Origin of the sequence: Neorhizobium alkalisoli (assembly GCF_002968635.1) — a bacterium.
GTDB classification, from domain to species: Bacteria; Pseudomonadota; Alphaproteobacteria; order Rhizobiales; family Rhizobiaceae; genus Neorhizobium; species Neorhizobium alkalisoli.
In genome coordinates this window covers 129473-147824 of the sequence record NZ_PVBN01000007.1, presented here as the reverse complement: position 1 = coordinate 147824, position 18352 = coordinate 129473, and the positions used below count along the sequence as shown (strand labels likewise).

Annotated in this window: 13 protein-coding genes; 9 read left to right on the top strand and 4 right to left on the bottom strand. The window is 60.8% G+C overall.

The window, feature by feature from the left end; all coding sequences use genetic code 11:
- Positions 1-195 precede the first annotated feature (195 nt).
- Entirely contained in the window at positions 196-705 is a 510-nt protein-coding gene (locus tag C5L13_RS16825) for a MarR family winged helix-turn-helix transcriptional regulator (protein WP_105384447.1), read from the top strand.
- Between the two features lie 4 nt (positions 706-709).
- On the opposite strand, the gene C5L13_RS16820 is transcribed toward C5L13_RS16825, so the two are convergent.
- From C5L13_RS16820 to C5L13_RS16805, 4 genes are all read right to left on the bottom strand, one after another.
- Entirely contained in the window at positions 710-2071 is a 1362-nt protein-coding gene (locus C5L13_RS16820; protein WP_105384446.1) for an AcvB/VirJ family lysyl-phosphatidylglycerol hydrolase, read from the bottom strand.
- Complete coding sequence (gene mprF, locus C5L13_RS16815; RefSeq protein ID WP_105384445.1) at positions 2068-4650, bottom strand: bifunctional lysylphosphatidylglycerol flippase/synthetase MprF; 2583 nt, start codon at positions 4648-4650, stop codon at positions 2068-2070. Before mprF ends, C5L13_RS16820 begins: the two co-directional genes overlap by 4 nt.
- A 95-nt stretch (positions 4651-4745) precedes the next feature.
- Positions 4746-6293: an indolepyruvate oxidoreductase subunit beta family protein gene (locus C5L13_RS16810; protein WP_105384444.1), complete on the bottom strand. Its 1548-nt coding sequence runs from the start codon at positions 6291-6293 to the stop codon at positions 4746-4748.
- Between the two features lie 10 nt (positions 6294-6303).
- The gene (locus C5L13_RS16805) at positions 6304-8457 is read right to left on the bottom strand and encodes an indolepyruvate ferredoxin oxidoreductase subunit alpha (protein ID WP_105384443.1); all 2154 of its coding nucleotides are present in this window, start codon (positions 8455-8457) and stop codon (positions 6304-6306) included.
- Between the two features lie 337 nt (positions 8458-8794).
- Between C5L13_RS16805 and C5L13_RS16800 the strand changes: the two genes are divergently transcribed.
- From C5L13_RS16800 to C5L13_RS16765, 8 genes are all read left to right on the top strand, one after another.
- Positions 8795-11143, top strand: a complete 2349-nt coding sequence (locus tag C5L13_RS16800; protein ID WP_105384442.1) for a bifunctional salicylyl-CoA 5-hydroxylase/oxidoreductase — start codon at positions 8795-8797, stop codon at positions 11141-11143.
- Between the two features lie 10 nt (positions 11144-11153).
- Entirely contained in the window at positions 11154-11951 is a 798-nt protein-coding gene (locus C5L13_RS16795) for an SDR family NAD(P)-dependent oxidoreductase (protein WP_105384441.1), read from the top strand.
- Positions 11948-12796, top strand: coding sequence for an enoyl-CoA hydratase family protein (locus C5L13_RS16790; protein WP_105384440.1), 849 nt, complete (start codon positions 11948-11950; stop codon positions 12794-12796). The genes C5L13_RS16795 and C5L13_RS16790 overlap by 4 nt, the downstream gene beginning before the upstream one ends.
- Entirely contained in the window at positions 12796-13971 is a 1176-nt protein-coding gene (locus C5L13_RS16785) for an acyl-CoA dehydrogenase family protein (RefSeq protein ID WP_105384439.1), read from the top strand. The genes C5L13_RS16790 and C5L13_RS16785 overlap by 1 nt, the downstream gene beginning before the upstream one ends.
- A gap of 6 nt (positions 13972-13977) precedes the next feature.
- Positions 13978-14409 carry an acyl-CoA thioesterase gene (locus C5L13_RS16780; protein WP_105384438.1) on the top strand — a complete coding sequence of 144 codons (432 nt, stop codon included), beginning with the start codon at positions 13978-13980 and terminating at the stop codon, positions 14407-14409.
- Positions 14387-14782 (top strand): RidA family protein, encoded by a 396-nt coding sequence (locus tag C5L13_RS16775; RefSeq protein ID WP_105384437.1) that lies wholly within the window; start codon positions 14387-14389, stop codon positions 14780-14782. The genes C5L13_RS16780 and C5L13_RS16775 overlap by 23 nt, the downstream gene beginning before the upstream one ends.
- A 7-nt stretch (positions 14783-14789) precedes the next feature.
- A complete protein-coding gene (locus tag C5L13_RS16770; protein WP_105384436.1) occupies positions 14790-16751 on the top strand; it encodes a 3-hydroxyacyl-CoA dehydrogenase NAD-binding domain-containing protein in 1962 nt (653 codons plus the stop codon).
- A 161-nt stretch (positions 16752-16912) separates the two neighbouring features.
- Entirely contained in the window at positions 16913-18307 is a 1395-nt protein-coding gene (locus tag C5L13_RS16765; protein WP_205836848.1) for a M20 family metallopeptidase, read from the top strand.
- Positions 18308-18352 lie beyond the last annotated feature (45 nt).

The following is an 18352-nucleotide window of genomic DNA, read 5'->3' as shown; positions in this document are numbered from 1 at the left end:
CAGGCAGCGTGGCGGGTTCCGGCTACATCATTGTCGGCGACCCCTGCGGCCTGAACCGGTTTTTTCTCTGGCGACGCTTCAAGTCGTCTGTTAACGACCGCACAGATGGGCCCAGAGCGCTTACCGGTGGTCCGGTTTTTCTGCTGGCATCGTCGCTGCGGTAGTCCGCGGCGAGGGAGAACATGAAGAGGGCTTATGGCAGAACGGTTTTCAGGCGTCGTCCTGCGTCGGCATCGGGAAGGTGATCAGGTGAACCGCCCGACTATCGGGGAAATCGGCCTCAACCATTTCGCACCCTACCTGATGAACCGCATCATTGCTCGCTGGAACGCCAACATGGCGGAGGAGTTGCGCGAGTCCGATCTGACGATTGCCAAGATGCGCACACTTGCAGTGCTGAGCGTCTCTGCCTCGCTCACCATCAACGAGCTCTCGGTTTTCGCCGTCATCGAACAGTCAACCATGAGCCGGACGCTCGATTCGCTCGAAGACCAGGGTTACATCCGGCGAACGCCGCGGCCGGAAGACATGCGCATCCGGGACGTCACGATCACGGAAGAGGGGCGGGAGGCTTTCGCCGGTTTCTGGCCGACGATGTATGACTCGTTCCTCAGGATGTTCGACGGCATTGATGAAGAGGAATACCGGGCCTTCACCGGCACGCTGCACAAGATCCTCCTCAATATCCGCAAGCACGAAATCTGAGGCGCTACTTCAGCCGCGCCTGGAGACTGTCGCGAATGCGCTTGCCGAGCGCCTGGTAGTTTTCATCGAAGTGATGACCGCCCTCGATGGGAGCGATTTCGACGCCTCGATCCTTCAACGTCGGACAGGGATCGTCACCCTCATCCGTGCCATAGACGCATTGGATAAGCTTGGGATCGATCTTCGCAATGTCATTCACGGGATCTCCACCCTTGCCGGCTCCCTCGGCGCCCAGCCAGCCCGTCACAGAAATTTCGTAGTCAACCTGGTGCGACAAACCCAGAAGGGTAATCTGCTTTACCCGTTCCCGGTCGTTGGGCGGAAGAAGATTGTAGGTTGCCGGCAGCACATCGGCACCGAAGGAATAGCCGACAAGGAGCACGTTCTGAACGTTCCACTGATGACGATAGTGCTCGATGATCTTTGCAAGATCATCCGCCGTCCCCTGTGGCGTACGCTCCGACCAGAAATAGCGCAAGGAGTCCACCCCGATCGTTGGAATACCCTGCGATTGCAGGTAACCGCCGACCTCGCTGTCGAGATCACGCCAACCCCCATCGCCGGAGTAGATGACGGCCATCGTGTTCATTGCAGGCTTGGCCTCCAGCACGGTCAGCGGCAGATCGAGCAGCAGACCGTTGAGGCTTGCGGCCGACAGGCTGGCCGCCAGAGCTTGAGACAACGCCGCATCGGGCGTCGCACCGGAATCATCAAGCTGCACTTCCGGATGTTCCTGCTTCAGGCGCTGCGCATGCGCCTTTCCGGCAGCATCGGCAGCTGCCGTCGAAACGATCGTGACCTCCGTCGGCAACGAACCGCCATCAAAGCCGTAGATCGTGCGATCGCCGATCTTCTGTTTCGGGGCTGGAGTGCAAAGCTCCTTGGAGAGCGGGATGCCCGCAACCGGATCGACTGCAATCGCCTCGCCAATCGTGGCGTTGGGACTCTGCGACACCATGGCGAGCGCCAACGCCCCGCCTTCGCCAAGACCCGCCACGATCGGATGGCGATAATTAGAGCTGCCGATCCGCCGCTGAATCTGCTGGGAGAGGTCCTCGACATCGGAAACCATGTAGACGCAGTCGCCACCGTCGGCGGCGAGCGACTTGATGTAGGACGGAAAATCGATACCGACTACCGCAGCGCCGGCATCCAACACCGCTTGGGCCTGCGCATCCTCCCGCGCACTCCAACCCCCGCCACCGGAGATCAGAAAGACAATGCCCTTGAGATCGGTGTCTTTGCTCGGCAACATGATACGAGGCGCCGGGATCATTCCGGTGTTGTATCCCTGCTGTTGACCGACAGCAGCCGTGACATACAGCCATCCGACAAGCGCGATGAAGAGAGAACGCATAAACATCATTTGCCGACCACTCCTCTCAAGCCGCCGCTGATCAGAAGCGTCGCGTCCATCATTACGATGGCAGGGCTCACGCCGCCGGCCACGGCCAGATAGCGTGGCTTCCAGATCGGGTGGAACTTCGACTTGAAGGCCTTCAATCCCCTGAAATTATAAAACCGTTCGCCATGCTCGAACACGACCCCGCCGATCCGGTCCCAGACCGGAGCAGCCTCGCGTGCAGCCATGCCAGCGAGCGGTGCCATGCCAAGATTGAACTGTGCATAGCCGGCATCGCGGAGATATTCCATGATCTTTACAAATAGAAAATCCATGGAGCCCTTGGGCGCATCAGGCGCAAAACGCATCAGATCAACAGTTCCTTCCTGCTTCGTATCGGTAACCGATAGCGTCGCGAAAGCAACGATACGGTCTTCCTTTCGCAAAATGGCAACGGGTTGAGAACTTACATAGTCGTCGCGGAAAGAACCAAGCGAAAAGGTCTTTTCACGGGTATTATGCTCTGCAAGCCAGGCATCGGAAACCTCTTTGAGATCCTCGATCGAGGCCATGACCTCGGGCTGGTCGATAACCGAAAACTCCAGTCCTTCCCGCGCACCCTTGTTGACCGCTTGGCGGAGGCTCGCGAGACGACTGCCTTTGAGATCGAAACGCGTGAGATCGACAATTGCGAGTTCGCCCAGCTTGAAAGCCCTCAGCCCCGCATCTGCACAATGCGAAAGGAGATCTGGCGATATCTGATAGAAGACTGCCCGCCCGCCCTGGGCACGCGCCTCCTCGACGAAACGCCACACCAAGTCCGCGGTTTCGTTCGGGGCGCCGACTGGATCGAAAAGCGTGATCCAGGATCGTCCCTGAATACCATACATGATGAACGCATTTCCGCTTTCGGAAAACATCAGACGCTTATCGCCCATCCGAACCAGGTTCGCATCGGCATTGTCCTGCGACATCGCAATCCGAATTGCCGCTTCAAGGTCGCCCGTCGTCGACAGCGGCGAACGAAATGCCGCCGGTCGGAGCAGACTGAAAAGGGAGAGCATTCCTGAAAAGATCGTCAGGCCCAGGGCAGCACGCAGCCCGCGCGGCGCCTCTTCGGCAAATTCGAACTGCCACCACAGTTCGTGACTGTATTCCACCTCGCGATATACGAAAAGCAGGACGGTGACGGCCGCGGCAACAATGATCAGCATCGCGGTCATCCAGCTCGGCGTCAGGACCTGACCGAACATCGAAGATCGCCGATTGAATTGTTTGGCGCTGAGAACAAGCCCCGCAAGAAGAACGATCAGGAACACTGCCTCGAAAAGGGCAACCGCACGCACGAAGGCGAAGACAAGCGCAAGTGCGGCGCAAATCAGCCCCGTCCACCAGGCCCCATCGAGTCTCTGTCCGATGCCGCGCGCAGCAACGAACAGGACAAGCCCAAGAATGCTCGACAGGAAATGCGCGCCCTCCACGAACGGCAGCGGCAGATAGCCGGAAAGCAGATCAAGATCGGAATCCGGCGTCGGAGTGACGCTGGAAAAGATCAACATCGCTCCCGCAATCATCGCAAAAGTAGCAAGCAACGGGGGTGCCAGACGGAATTCCAGCTTCCGCAAGGTCGATGCAACCGGGTGATGAGCCAGCTGCCGAACCTCAAGGCCGATCACGACGAGGGTCGCAATGAAGAGAGGCAGAACGTGATAGATGACGCGGTATAGGACGAGGCTGCCAAGAACCTGGTCGACGCTGACCGTGCTGCCAAGAGCCGCAATGATTATCGTTTCGAAGACGCCGAGGCCCGCGGGCACATGGCTGAGTACCCCGATGCCGACGGCGGTGGCATAGATTGCCAGGAATGACGACCAACCGATTTCGGTCTGCGGTAAGAGGACATAGAGGACCGACGACGAAGCGGCGATGTCGAGCACCGTGACCAGAAACTGCTGCGACGACGTACGGGTGTCCGGCAGACGGATGTTCAGGCGGCCGATCGCGATGGTTCGACCGTTCTTTCCCCATACGACCATCACAAAAAGCACAGCGATGATCATCACCGCTCCGGCCCGCACCCAGCCCTGGTCGATATGGACAATCGCTGCGATCCGGGGCGCCGTAACGAGCGACGCAAAAGCAGTAACGGCCAGCAATCCGATGCCGAAGGCCAGCGTTACGAAGGCGATGACCCGGCCGATATCGTCTGGCGAAAGCCCCAGACGCGAATAGGCCCGAAATCGAATAGCCCCGCCGCTGAGTGCCCCGAAGCCGGCCGTGTTGCCGACCGCATAGGCACTGAATGCAGTCATCGCAACCGGCACCGGCGGTAATGAACGGCCGATATAGGCAAGCGCGTTCATATCGTAGCCGACGAGTGCCGCAAAACTCAGCGCGGTGAAGAAGATCGCCAACCCGATCGAAGACCAACGGGTATGGGCGAGCGCCTCAATCACGTCGTCATAACTGACCTCGGTGGTGAGATCGTAGATCGCGAAGGTCGTAAAGGCGAAGACCAGCAACACCGCGAGCGCGATGAGGTAGGAGCGATACGTTTCAATGAGGTCTCGAAAGCGGCTGGGCTGACGATCCGTGGATTCCATTTTACTTGCCGATACTGAGGAAGATTTCGCGCCCGGATTTTGATCAGACGCGCAGCAAAAGCAATGGGATCACGGCTATAATGTGTCTGATGCCGTTAAAGCGTTGCCACGGTCTTCAATGCGCCATCGAGCGCGATGCCGCTTTCGTCCAGCAACGCAGCCTGCCGTAGACGCCTCATCCATGCAGCACCATCGTCACGATCAGCCAAGGTCGCCAACGAGAGCATGACGCGATCGAACTTGGAGAGACCCCGAGCATGGGTGTCGGAATATCCTTTCACCAGCCGCCGATTGTTGATCACCTCGACCGCCAGGTCGTAATTCCGCGACAGAAGCGAGGTCGCCGTGTTGAGCCAGGCTTCGCGATGTTCAGTCTCGCGCAGATGCCTCAGCGTGCCCCGGCGTGTGCGGCGGAGAGCCGCCATTATATAGAGCGTCAGGAACCAGAAGAGCGTTCCGGTCTGCACCCGCCGGCCCTTGTTGATCCGGCGGTCCAGCCAGGCGAAAACCTTGGGGCGGCTTTCGATCCAGAGGCCGAGCTTCTTCGGCAGGGTACCGCAAACCTCCTCCATGCGCGGATGCATATATTCGGTCATGTACAGGATCTGGTCTTGCTTGACGCCCACCTCATGGCGGACCCGCTCGAAACGAGTGCCGCGCGTCTTCAAGTCCGCAACACGAATGACATCATCATAGGCCATCGCGACGGCAACATACTTCGCCGACTGAACAGTGAAGGAATAACCCTTCTCTTCGCCACCGTTCGCGCGGTCGAGCCCGTAAAGCTTTCCGACAAGATCGAGATATTCGCCCGCATAGACGGGATCCTGAAAATCGGTGAGCTTCTTGACACCCGCAAACAGAAGCGGCCAGGCAGCTTCCGGGAACTCCGCACGCAGTCGATGCACCAGCCTGTCGAGTTCCAAATGGCCGGTGGTCTCCGGCATCACATCGAAACGCTTCGGGGGAGACGCCGCAATTTCCTCGCGCGTCTTGGACTTCGCCCGATCATAGGCGGCATTGAAAGCCTTGAGGCTCGGCTCCACACCTTTGCCGCCGCCACGGATTGTCGTTTCGAAGGCTTCTTTGGGAAAGGGCAGCACGTCTGCCGCAGCCAGCGCCCCGAACATCGAAGCGGAAATGACGCTGCCATTCTTGAGTGCCAGCGTGTCCATATCAAAAGCAATAGTGCGTTTCGCCGCGAAATCGGTTGCACCGACCACGACGGTAGGATCGCCGATGCCGTTGCCCGGCTTTTCCTTTTCGCCGACGGCAAACGAACGATGCGTCGAAGCGATCAGCACCGTTTTGTCGGGCGTCACCAGGCCACGAAGTACCGACCGGCCAGCCTCCATCAGCTCCGCAGCCAGCACCACATCCACGTCGCCCGGTGTCGGCATTAGCGAAAAGATCGGCGGCACGCCACCCCTCGCCGGCAGCATCTCGATATAATAGATCGTCGCGCCGGTACGCTGCGCAACGCCCGGTACGGAGGTGGATTGCGCCATCCAGCCCTGCTCTTCCGCAAGGCCGACGATCCAGTCGGCCAGCACGCCGCCGCCCTGCCCGCCCATGGCAAGGATGGCGAGCGTCAGCGGCTTGTCGGCGGCGAGCAGCGTCTTGAGGTTCACGGTCTCGTTCATGGCCTGATCCTCAATCTGCAAACACAATGCGACCGGCAGCGCGGCGGGCCTGAAGCCAGCCGATCACCTTGCTGCGCATGCGGGAGACGAACCTGTCCCAGCCTGTCGGGTTGAGAATGACATCGGCACGGTAGAAGGACGGACAGAGGACAGCCGCCTCGGAAACTTCGCCGCAATTGCCGCAACCGACGCAGGAATTGTCGATGGCAGCAACCGGATCGTCCTTCAGCGGATCATCCGTATGTTTGACCGAAAGTGACGGGCAGCCGGAAAGCCGGATGCAGGCGTGATCGCCGGTGCAGACGTCCTCGTCCACGCCGAAGCGCTCCTTCACCATCCGCTTCCCGTCCTTCACCGCCTTGGCGAATTGCGGCTTCACCCGGCGCTGTTTGTTCAGCATGCATTCGGAGGAGGCGACAATGATCTTCGGCCCTTTCTCCTTGCTCGTCAGCGCCTCCTTCAGCGTATCGCGCATCTTCGCGACGTCATAGGTGCGGTCGATCTGCCGCACCCAGGTGGCACCGATGCCCTTCACCGCATTGACGATGGAATTGTTCGTCTGGCGATTGGGATTAAGTGCCCGTGACGACATGATGTCCTGACCGCCGGTCGCCGCCGAATAATAATTGTCGACCACGAGGATGACGCCGTCCTGCTTGTTGAAGACCGCGTTGCCGACGGACGTGGCAAGGCCGTTGTGCCAAAAGCCGCCGTCACCCATCACGGCGATCGAGCGTTTGCCCGCCTCGACGTTGAAGGCCGAGGCCGACGCCGGCCCTAGCCCGTAACCCATAGTCGTGCCGCCGATATTGAAGGGCGGCAGGATCGAGAAGAGATGGCAGCCGATATCAGCGGAGACATGATGTTCGCCGAGTTCTTTCTCGACAAGTTTCATCGCCGCGAAGATCGGACGTTCGGGGCAGCCGGTACAAAAGCCTGCCGGACGGGCAGGCACCACCTCGGCAAGCGCCTTCACCTTCGGATCATTGAGGACCGAGGTCGGGTCCGGGACGGGCGGCTGGTTGCCAAGCAGCAGCCGATCATACATCTCGATGAAGGCCTTAAGTCCTTTCATCATCACCGGCGCGGTATATTCGCCGCCAAGCGGCAGGATGTCCTTGCCATGCACGCGAGTCTGAATATCGCGACGGCTCATCAGCGTGTGAAGCGACTGCTCGATATATTCGGGCGCTCCTTCTTCCACCATGATGACCGCTTTCTTGCCGAGGCAGAAGCCGACAACTTCATCGTCGATCATCGGATAGGCAACGTTCATGATGTAAAGAGGGATGGAGGAATTGCCGTAGACATCCGCAAGGCCGAGTTGCTGCAAGGCGCGCATCACACCATTATACATGCCGCCCAGCATGATGATCCCGATCTCTCCTTCCTCCGGACCGAAAAACTCGTTGAGTTTCCTTTCCTTGATGAAGTTGACGGCAGCCGGCCAGCGGCGTTCCAGCTTGTCCTTCTCGTGCATGAAGTTCGCCGGCGGCAGCACGATGCGGTTCACGTCACGCACGGGGTTTTCGAGTGCCTGCTTGAGCGTGTAGGCCGGCCGCTTGTTGTCCTTGGCGACGAACTGGCCATGGACATGGCAGGCACGGATGCGCACCTCGAGCATGACCGGCGTGGAAGAGGCTTCGGAAAGCTCGAAGCCGTCTTCGACAGCTTTGACGATCGACGGCAGATTCGGACGCGGATCGAGCAGCCACATCTGCGACTTCATCGCGAAAGCGTGGCTGCGCTCCTGCATGATCGACGAGCCTTCGCCAAAGTCTTCGCCGAGAATGATGAGTGCGCCGCCGTTGACGCCGCCGGAAGAAAGGTTCGAAAGAGCGTCAGCCGCCACGTTGGTGCCGGCCGTCGATTTCCAGGTCACGGCACCCCGCACCGGATACATGACCGAGGCAGAGAGCATGGCGGCGGCAGCGGCCTCCGAAGCGGAGGTTTCGAAATGCACGCCGAGATCTTGCATGACATCCTTGGCGTCGGCGAGCACATCCATCAGATGCGAGATCGGCGACCCTTGATAACCACCGACATAGGAGACACCCGACTGTAGCAGCGCCTTGGTAATCGCGAGGATGCCCTCGCCGCGGAAAATCTCGCCTTCTCCAAGCTTCAGATCCTCGACTTCGCGCGCAAATGACCGCTCGGCCATGGCAGTTCCCCTTCGCTTTGTCCGCTTGTCGGCTCAAACATTTGCAAAAGCATATTTTCTTGACAGCAGATTTGTCAATTCACAATGCTGCGTGAATTGATTTGCGTCTCCATATGGGAAACCGGCGCAGGCTTGGTGATCAAAGCGAAGGCGAAAATATATGCATATACATATTATATGATTCGACGTCCGCACAGCCCCACTTTCGAGTGGTTGACGCCGGCCAGTCGACCATAGCCAGAGCGGCCAACGAATTATAAGCTTGACGGCTCACTTCTAACCCATATAGTTTAAACTTAAAATAATTAAGCGGCGAACGATCAGGAGGGACTTCGATATGCGCATCGTTTGTATCGGCGGCGGTCCAGCGGGTCTTTATTTTGCGCTCCTGATGAAGAAGTTTCATCCCGAGCATTCGATCTCGGTGGTTGAGCGCAACCGTCCCTATGACACATTCGGCTGGGGTGTGGTTTTCTCCGACGCCACCATGGTTTCGATGAAGGCCTGGGACCCGGAAAGCGCTGCCGAAATCGAGGATGCTTTCAATCATTGGGACGATATCGAACTGCTGTTCAAAGGTACGCGCCAGCGCACCTCCGGCCACGGCTTCGTCGGCATCGGCCGCAAGAAACTGCTCAACATTCTGCAGCGTCGCTGCGAGGCGCTCGGCGTCGAGCTTGTCTTCGAAACCGATTCAAGCGGCGATCTCGACTACCCGGATGCCGACCTGATCATTGCCTCTGACGGCTTCAACTCGAAGATCCGCAACCGTTATCCGGAAGTCTTCGAACCGGATCTCGTGGTGCGCCCGAACCGTTATATCTGGCTCGGCACCAACAAGCTGTTCGACGCCTTCACCTTCGATTTCCGCAAGACGGATCACGGCTGGTTCCAGGCGCATATCTACAAATTCGATGACAAGACCTCGACCTTCATCGTCGAGACGACCGAGGAAGCCTACGAAAAACACGGCCTCGGCCAGATGGACCAGCAAGGGTCGATCGATTTCTGCCAGGGGCTGTTCTCGGAAGTCCTTGAAGGCGCGGAACTGATGACCAATGCGCGCCACTTGCGCGGCTCCGCCTGGCTCAACTTCAACCGCCTGATCTGCGGCAAGTGGAGCCATTTCAACGGCAATTCGCATGTCGTGCTGATGGGCGACGCCGCCCATACCGCGCATTTCGCCATCGGCTCCGGCACCAAGCTCGCCATCGACGACGCGATCGAACTCACCAACCAGTTCAACAAGCTCAGCCACACCAAGGACAGTATCCCGGCGGTACTCGAAACCTATGAGGAAATCCGCCGCGTCGACGTCGCCCGCATCCAGAATGCCGCCCGCAACGCCATGGAATGGTTCGAAGTGGTCGGCCAGCGTTATGCCGATACCCTGGAGCCGGAACAGTTCATGTATTCGATGCTGACCCGCTCCCAGCGCATCAGCCATGAGAATCTTCGCCTGCGCGATCCGAAATGGCTGGAAGGTTACGAGCGCTGGTTCGCCAAGAAAAACGGCATCGACGTCACCGGCAACGGCCGAACCCTGCCGCCGATGTTCACGCCCTATTCGCTGCGCGAAACCCATCTGCCGAACCGCATCGTCATGTCGCCGATGGCCATGTATTCCGCCAAGGACGGCCTGCTGGACGATTTCCATCTCGTCCATCTCGGCTCCCGCGCGCTCGGCGGCGCCGGCCTCGTGTTTGGGGAGATGACCTGCGTCTCGCCGGATGCACGCATCACCCCCGGCTGCCTCGGCCTCTGGAACGACGAGCAGGCGGCGCAGTGGAAACGCTTCGTTTCCTTCGTGCATGACAATTCCGCCGCCAAGGTCGGCATCCAGCTCGGCCATGCAGGGCGCAAGGGGTCGACCAAAGTTGCCTGGGAAGGCATCGACCAGCCCGTAGAGCAAGACGGCTGGCCCCTGATTTCGGCCTCTGCACTGCCCTATCTCAAGGACAGTCAGGTCCCGAAAGCAATGGACCGACACGATATGGATCGGGTCAAGGCGGACTTTATGCGGGCGGCAGGATATGCCGCCGAGGCCGGCGCCGACTGGCTGGAACTGCACTGCGCCCACGGCTACCTTCTGTCGAGCTTCCTCTCGCCGCTGACCAACATCCGCACCGACGAATACGGCGGCAGCCATGAAAACCGCGCCCGGTATCCGTTGGAGATCTTCAAGGCGATCCGAGAAGTCTGGCCCGACGACAAACCAATCTCGATACGCCTCTCCTGCCATGATTGGTTCGAAGGCGGCAACACGCCAGAAGATGCGGCGATCTATGCGCAAATGTTCAAGGATGCCGGTGCGGACCTGATCGACTGCTCGTCCGGCCAGGTGTGGAAGGAAGAAAAACCGGTCTATGGCCGCCTGTTCCAGACGCCCTTCTCCGACAAGATCCGCAACGAGATCGGCATCCCGACCATCGCCGTCGGCGCGATTTCCGAGGCCGACCATGCCAACTCAATCATCGCCGCCGGTCGCGCCGATCTCTGCGCCGTGGCCCGTCCACATCTTGCAGATCCCGCATGGGTCCTGCACGAGGCGGCAAAGATCGGTCTGACGAACATTCCCTGGCCGAAGCAATATTATTCCGGCAAGGCGCAATACGAGACCAACCTCGCCCGTACTGCGGCTACGGCTGCCCCTCCAGCCGTCGGCCCGACGGCAGCGGCGAAATAAGGATCGTGCCATGAGCGAAGCGACCTCCGCCAGGCTTGCCAATCGCCACGCCCTCGTCACCGGCGCGGGCTCGGGCATCGGCGCGGCCATCGCCACGGCGCTGGTGGAAACCGGCGCGCGGGTGACGCTGGCGGGCCGGCGAGCGGAACCGCTGGAGGCACTGGCGCAAACGCTCGGGACAGACAAGGTCTGCGTCGCGGACGGTTTCGATGTCACCGACGAAATGGCGATCGACAACGGCCTCAAGACGGCGCATTCCGCTTTCGGCCCTGTCGATATCCTGGTCAATAATGCCGGCGAAGGCCCGAGCGCGCCCTTCGAGAAGACGTCGCTGGAGATGTGGAACCGGGTCATGTCGGTGGATCTCACCGGCGTGTTCCTGGTGACCCAGGCCGTGTTGCCGGATCTCAAGGCTTTCGGTGCAGGCGCCCGCATCATCAATATCGCCTCGACCGCGGGGCTTACCGGTTATGCTTATGTCTCCGCTTATGTGGCCGCCAAACACGGCGTCGTCGGCCTCACCCGCTCGCTGGCGCTGGAGCTGGCTAAAACCGGCATCACCGTCAACGCCGTCTGCCCCGGCTTCACCGACACGCCGCTGATCGCCCGCTCGATCGAGACGATCGTCGCCAAGACCGGGCGAACGGACGAGCAGGCGCTGAAGGAATTTACCAAGAGTAATCCGCAGGGGCGGCTGGTGAAGCCGGAGGAGGTCGCGGACACGGTTCTGTGGCTGGCATCGCCCGCAGCTGCATCGATCAACGGACAGGCAATCGCGGTTGCCGGTGGGGAGGTATTGGCAGGATGAGCGAACAGGCATCGATGGCGGGATATCTCCGCCCGTTCAAGGACTATCAGCCGAAGCATTTCCTCTGGGAGGTCAGTGAAAACGGCCGCGTCGCGACCATTCGCCTGAACCGGCCGGAGCGCAAGAACCCGCTGACTTTCGACAGCTATGCGGAGCTTCGCGATCTCTTCCGCGACCTCGTCTACGCCTCCGACATCCGCTCGATCGCACTGACCGGTGCCGGCGGCAATTTCTCCTCCGGCGGCGATGTTTTCGAGATCATCGAGCCGCTGACCCATATGGCTATGCCGGACCTTCTAGCCTTCACCCGCATGACCGGCGATCTGGTCAAGGCGATGAAGAAGTGCCCGCAGCCGATCGTCGCTGCCATCGACGGCATCTGCATGGGCGCCGGCGCGATCCTTGCCATGGCCTCCGACATCCGGCTGGCGACCCCGGAGGCCAAGACTGCCTTCCTCTTCACCCGCGTCGGCCTTGCCGGTGCGGACATGGGCGCCTGCGGGATCCTGCCGCGCATCATCGGCCAGGGCCGCGCCGCCGAACTTCTGTTCACCGGTCGCACGATGAACGCCCGCGAAGGCGAAGCATGGGGCTTCTTCAATACCATCCATCCCGGTGACGTTCTCGAAGCCGAAGCCGTGAAGCTCGCCCATTCGCTGGCCGACGGCCCGTGGTTCGCCCACACGATGACCAAGACCATGCTGAATCAGGAATGGGCGATGGGCATCGACGAGATGATCGAATCCGAAGCCCAGGCCCAGGCGGTCTGCATGGCGACCAAGGATTTCCGCCGCGCCTTCGAGGCGTTTGCCGAAAAGCGCAAGCCGGTCTTCGAGGGCAACTGATGGCCGCCCCCACGACACTCAAAGGTCCGGGCCGGGATTTCCTCGACTGGCCGTTCTTCGACGACAGCCACAAGGCGCTCGCCGAAAAGCTGGATGCCTTCGCGGCTTCCGGCGCGCTGAGCAATATCGACCATTCGGATACCGACAAAGCCTGCCGGGCGATCGTCAAGGCGCTCGGACAAGCCGGCCTTCTGGATGCCGCGACCGGCGCCGGCGGCAGCCAGCCGATCGACAGCCGCGCCGCCTGCCTCACCCGTGAAACGCTCGCCTGGCACGACGGATTGGCGGACTTCGCGTTCGCCATGCAGGGTCTCGGCACCGGCGCAATCGGCCTTTCCGGTTCCGAGGAACTGCGCCGCACGGTTCTGCCGAAAGCCCAGTCCGGCGAATGGATTTCCGCCTTCGCTCTGTCCGAAAAGGAAGCCGGCTCGGATGTCGCCGCCATGGCCTGCGTCGCCCGAAAGGATGGCGACCACTATATCCTCGATGGCGAGAAGACCTGGATCTCCAACGGCGGCATTGCCGATGTCTACACAGTTTTCGTACGTACCGGCGAAGCTCCCGGCACCCGCGGCATTTCCGCCCTCGTGGTTCTCGCCGACGATCCCGGTTTCTCGATCGCCGAGCGCATCGACGTGATCGCTCCGCATCCGCTGGCAACGATCCGTTTCGAGAACTGCCGCATTCCGGCTTCGCGCCTGCTCGGATCGCCGGGCGAGGGCTTCAAGATCGCCATGCGCACGCTCGACATTTTTCGCGCTTCTGTCGCAGCGGCGGCACTCGGTTTTGCCAAGCGCGCGCTGGATGAGTCAGTCGCCTATGCCAAGGCGCGACCGATGTTCGGCAATCATCTGTCCGATCTGCAGCTCACCCAGGCCGCTTTCGGCGACATGGCGGCTGAGATCGATGCCGGGGCGCTTCTCACCTACCGCGCCGCCTGGCGCCGCGATGTACAGGGCCTGCCGACCACCAAGGAGGCCGCAATGGCCAAGATGGTCGCGACGGAGAACGCACAAAGCGTCATCGACCGCGCCGTGCAGATCTTTGGCGGCCGCGGTGTGAAGAGCGGCGAGATCACCGAAAGCCTCTATCGCGAGATCCGGGCGCTGCGCATCTACGAAGGTGCGACCGAGGTGCAAAAGCTCATCATCGCCCGCGAACTTCTGAAGGCGTAGGCGATCATGGCTTACACCACCTCCCGCCGACTGAATTTTGGAGATTGCGATCCCTCCGGCATCGCCTATTTCCCCTCCTACCTGAACATCATGGTCGGGGTTTGCGAAGAGTTTTTCGGCGCGATCGGATTACGCTGGCCCGACATGATCAGCCATCGCAAGATCGGCGTGCCGACCGTGACACTGGACATCGCGTTCAAGAGCCCCGGCTATCATGGCGACATGATGGATTTCACCATCAAGATTATGCGAATCGGCAACAGTTCTGCCGATTTCGAATACGAGGTGCGGGCCGGGGACCGGCTGCTCTGGACGGCGAAGCAGACGCTCGTCGCCACGTCGCACGAAACCCACAAGGCCCTTCCCTGGCCGGACGATATGCGCGCCGCGCTGACACAGCATTTGGAGAGACAAGATGCACACGATTCTGCAGCCTGAAGGCTGGGCAAAACCGATCGGTTACGCCAACGGCGTTGCCGCCGCCGGCCGCCAGATCTTTGTCGGCGGGCAGATCGGCTGGAATGGCCAATGCCAGTTCGAGACCGACGATTTCGTCGGTCAGGTCAGGCAGACGCTGCAGAACGTCGTCGACGTCCTGGCCGAGGCCGGCGCCGGACCCGAGCACATCACCACCATGACCTGGTATTTTACCGACAAGGCCGAATATCTCGGCAACCTCAAGGGCATCGGCCAGGTCTATCGCGAGATCATCGGCAAGCATTTCCCCGCCATGGCCGCCATGCAGGTCGTGGCGCTGGTGGAAGACCGCGCCAAGATCGAAATCCAGGCGACCGCCGTCATTCCGGCCTAAGGCAATCATGAGCAAGACGACCGAATTTTCCGCCACGGTTTCAACCACGACCCGCAACGGAGTTCTGGTCGTCACGATCGACAATCCGCCGGTCAACGCCACCTCCGTTGATGTCCGTAGCGGGCTTGCGAAAGCGCTCGCCCATGCGGAAACGGCGGCCGATGTGACCGGCGTCGTCATCACCGGCGCCGGAAGGACATTTATCGGCGGCGCCGACATCAAGGAATTCGGCAAGCCGGCCAAGGAACCGACTTTGCCGGCGGTCATCGAGAAGATCGAAGGCCTGTCGAAGCCCATCGTCGCAGCACTGAATGGCGCCGCACTTGGCGGCGGTCTCGAAGTAGCACTCGCCTGCCACTATCGCGTCGCCGCGCCGGCGGCACAGGTCGGCCTGCCCGAAGTCAAACTCGGCATCGTACCCGGCGCCGGCGGCACGCAGCGCCTGCCGCGCCTGATCGGTATTCCGTCAGCGCTCGACTTGATCACCTCGGGACGTTCGGTGAAGGCCGAGGAAGCCCTGAAGCTCGGGATCATCGACCTGGTGGCAGCGGAGGATCTCGTTGAAGCCGCAATATCCGCTGCTTCGGCATTGGGCGGCAAACCACTCCGCCGCACCGGCGAGTTGAACATAGCCGCCACCGATCCGGCCGAGATCGAAAAAACCTCGGCCAAAATCCTCGCCAAGGCACGCGGCCAGAAGGCGCCCGCCGAAGCGGTCCGGCTGGTCACTTCGTGCAATCGTCCCCTTGCCGAAGGCCTGGCGGACGAACGCGCCACGTTCCTTGCACTCCGCGACAGCCGCGAGGCCGCAGCTCTTCGCCATGTCTTCTTCGCCGAACGGGAATCCTCGAAGGTCGAGGGACTGGAAGGTGTCGAACCCCGCCCGGTCGAGACGATCGGCATCTGCGGCCTTGGCCTGATGGGCAGCGGCATCGCCGTCGCCGCCCTAGGCGCCGGTTATTCGGTGATCGGCCTCGACCAGACCGTCGAAGCCGCCGAAAAGGGCCGAGAGCGCATCATCGGCCTGCTGGAACGCAACGTCGCCTCGGGCCGCCTCGACCAGGCCGGTTTCGAAGCCCAGAAGGCGCAGCTTTCCGTGACTGCGGAAGACGTCGATCTCGCTCCCTGCGATCTCGTCGTCGAAGCCGTATTCGACGATCTCGCCGTCAAGACCGATCTCTTTCAGCGCCTCGACAAGGTCATCCGCCCGGATGCCGTGTTGGCGACCAATACCAGCTACCTGAACCCGGACGAGATCGCCGCCGCGACCGCCCATCCGGAACGGGTGATCGGTCTGCATTTCTTCTCGCCCGCCCACGTGATGCGCCTCCTGGAAGTCGTGCGTTGCGCCAAGACCGCGCCGGATGTGCTGGCGACAGGGCTGGCGGTTGCCAAGAAACTGCGCAAACTGCCGGTGGTCACCGGCGTCACCGAAGGTTTCATCGGCAACCGCATCTTTTCCGCCTATCGTCGCGAAGCCGAATTCCTGTTGGAGGACGGCGCCCTGCCGCACGAGATCGACGCCGCGCTGGAAGACTACGGTTTTCCGATGGGCCTGTTTGCCGTCTACGACATGGCCGGTCTTGAAATCGCCTGGGCGCGTCGCAAGCGGCAAGCGGCGACCCGCGATCCTTCGGCGCGTTATGTCGAGATTGCCGATTCGCTTTGCGAAGCGGGCCGTCTGGGCCAGAAGGCCGGCCGCGGCTGGTACGCCTACCCGGATGGCAAGCGGACGATCGACCCGGATGTCACCGCCATCATCGAGGCCGCAAGAGCAAAAAAAGGCATCACGCCGCGAGCATTCACCAAAGAAGAGATCCTTGAGCGCCTGTTGAGCGCGATGGCAGCGGAGGGCAGGGCACTGCTGGCCGAGGGCATTGCAACCCGTCCGAGCGATATCGATCTCGTGATGATCAACGGCTACGGCTTTCCTGCCCACAAAGGTGGGCCGATGTTCATCAGCAGCTGAGGAGACCAAGGCTGATTTGATATCTGCAGGAACATCGTCTCCTTGCAGAGGTCACCAAATCCGGTGGCATGTTCCGTTGTCACTTCGACTTCGATCTGTCACATATTTCAGCAGCACAATCACCTGCGCGGGCCAGGACGGCCTGAGAATTCAGGGATTTTATGATGAGGATACTTCCTTCCCGTCAGGCGACGATCGACAAGGCCGCCGGCTTTGTTGATGACGGCTCCTTTGAAGCCGCGCTTCGCGAACGTATCGCGATACCCTCGGTAAGTCGTGCTGCCGCCAATCGGCCAGACCTTTGGCGCTACATCACAAAAGACATGCAGCCCTTCTTCCAGCGCCTCGGTTTCACCACCAAAATCTATGAAAACGAAGCTGCCCCGGGTCCGTTCCTGCTCGCTGAGCGTATCGAGAATCCGAGCTACACGACGATCCTGCAATACGGCCATGGCGACGTGGTTGCCGGCCTCGAGGGCCAGTGGGATGAAGGCCTTTCGCCCTTCGAGATGACCGAGAAGAATGGCGCCTGGTATGGCCGCGGCACCGCCGACAACAAGGGCCAGCATACGGTAAACCTGGCTGCAATCGAGGCGCTGTTGGCAGTCAGGGGCTCCCTTGGTTTTAACCTAAAATACCTGATCGAAATGGGCGAAGAGTCCGGCTCGCTCGGCCTGGAGGAAATATGCGCGGCGCATGCGGACGAACTGAAGGCCGATGTCTTCATCGCATCCGACGGACCCCGCCTTGCGCTTGACCGGCCGACGATCTTCCTCGGCGCCCGAGGCGGCATCTCCTTTCATCTGGAAATCAACGCGCGTGAGACCTTCCAACACTCGGGCAACTGGGGCGGTATTCTATCCGATCCGGGTATCGAACTTTGCCACGCGATCGCGACGCTCGTGGATCGGGCCGGCCGCATCAAGGTGCCCGAGATGACACCGGGGGCGATTCCCGAAAACGTCCGGGCCGCTTTGAAGGACTGCCACATCACGCCCGCCGCCGGCGATCCGCCGATCGAACCTTGGTGGGGCGAACCCGGCCTGACGCCGGAGGAGAAGGTATTTGCCTGGAGCTCTTTCGACGTGATGGAGATGGAATGCGGCAATCTCGCTCAGCCGCTCAATGCCATACCACCCAAGGCAAGAGCGCGGGTGCAGCTGCGTTTTCCGGTCGGCGTCGATCCGGATGCGGTCGTCCCGGCCGTCCGCAAGACGTTGAAGGATGCCGGCCATGACCGGGTCTTGGTCAAAGACCCGACAGATGCAATCTTTCGCGCGAGCCGCCTTGATCCGGGCCACCCATGGGTGAAGCGGGCCGCAGCATCCATTGAGAAGACGCTCGGCGCACCGCCCGCCGTTCTTCCCAACCTGGGCGGCTCCCTCCCCAACAACATTTTCTCGGACCTGCTCGGCCTCCCGACGATCTGGATTCCGCATTCCTATCCGGGTTGCTTGCAACATGCGGCCAATGAGCATCTGCCGATATCCATCGTCAGGGAAGGATTGGCGATAATGGCGGGGCTTTACTGGGATATCGGTTCAGACGTCGCCTGATGCGATCGGATAAGCGGCGAGGAAAGCGTCACTTCGACCCAACAT

What these genes read in the sequence shown, in the direction of transcription:
- C5L13_RS16765 (WP_205836848.1), top strand. Translation starts at nt 16,913, where the DNA reads ATGATGAGGATACTTCCTTCCCGTCAGGCGACGATCGACAAGGCCGCC.
- C5L13_RS16785 (WP_105384439.1), top strand. Translation starts at nt 12,796, where the DNA reads ATGGCCGCCCCCACGACACTCAAAGGTCCGGGCCGGGATTTCCTCGAC.
- C5L13_RS16790 (WP_105384440.1), top strand. Translation starts at nt 11,948, where the DNA reads ATGAGCGAACAGGCATCGATGGCGGGATATCTCCGCCCGTTCAAGGAC.
- C5L13_RS16805 (WP_105384443.1), bottom strand. Translation starts at nt 8,457, where the DNA reads ATGGCCGAGCGGTCATTTGCGCGCGAAGTCGAGGATCTGAAGCTTGGA.
- C5L13_RS16770 (WP_105384436.1), top strand. Translation starts at nt 14,790, where the DNA reads ATGAGCAAGACGACCGAATTTTCCGCCACGGTTTCAACCACGACCCGC.
- mprF (WP_105384445.1), bottom strand. Translation starts at nt 4,650, where the DNA reads ATGGAATCCACGGATCGTCAGCCCAGCCGCTTTCGAGACCTCATTGAA.
- C5L13_RS16820 (WP_105384446.1), bottom strand. Translation starts at nt 2,071, where the DNA reads ATGATGTTTATGCGTTCTCTCTTCATCGCGCTTGTCGGATGGCTGTAT.
- C5L13_RS16795 (WP_105384441.1), top strand. Translation starts at nt 11,154, where the DNA reads ATGAGCGAAGCGACCTCCGCCAGGCTTGCCAATCGCCACGCCCTCGTC.
- C5L13_RS16810 (WP_105384444.1), bottom strand. Translation starts at nt 6,293, where the DNA reads ATGAACGAGACCGTGAACCTCAAGACGCTGCTCGCCGCCGACAAGCCG.
- C5L13_RS16775 (WP_105384437.1), top strand. Translation starts at nt 14,387, where the DNA reads ATGCACACGATTCTGCAGCCTGAAGGCTGGGCAAAACCGATCGGTTAC.
- C5L13_RS16800 (WP_105384442.1), top strand. Translation starts at nt 8,795, where the DNA reads ATGCGCATCGTTTGTATCGGCGGCGGTCCAGCGGGTCTTTATTTTGCG.
- C5L13_RS16780 (WP_105384438.1), top strand. Translation starts at nt 13,978, where the DNA reads ATGGCTTACACCACCTCCCGCCGACTGAATTTTGGAGATTGCGATCCC.
- C5L13_RS16825 (WP_105384447.1), top strand. Translation starts at nt 196, where the DNA reads ATGGCAGAACGGTTTTCAGGCGTCGTCCTGCGTCGGCATCGGGAAGGT.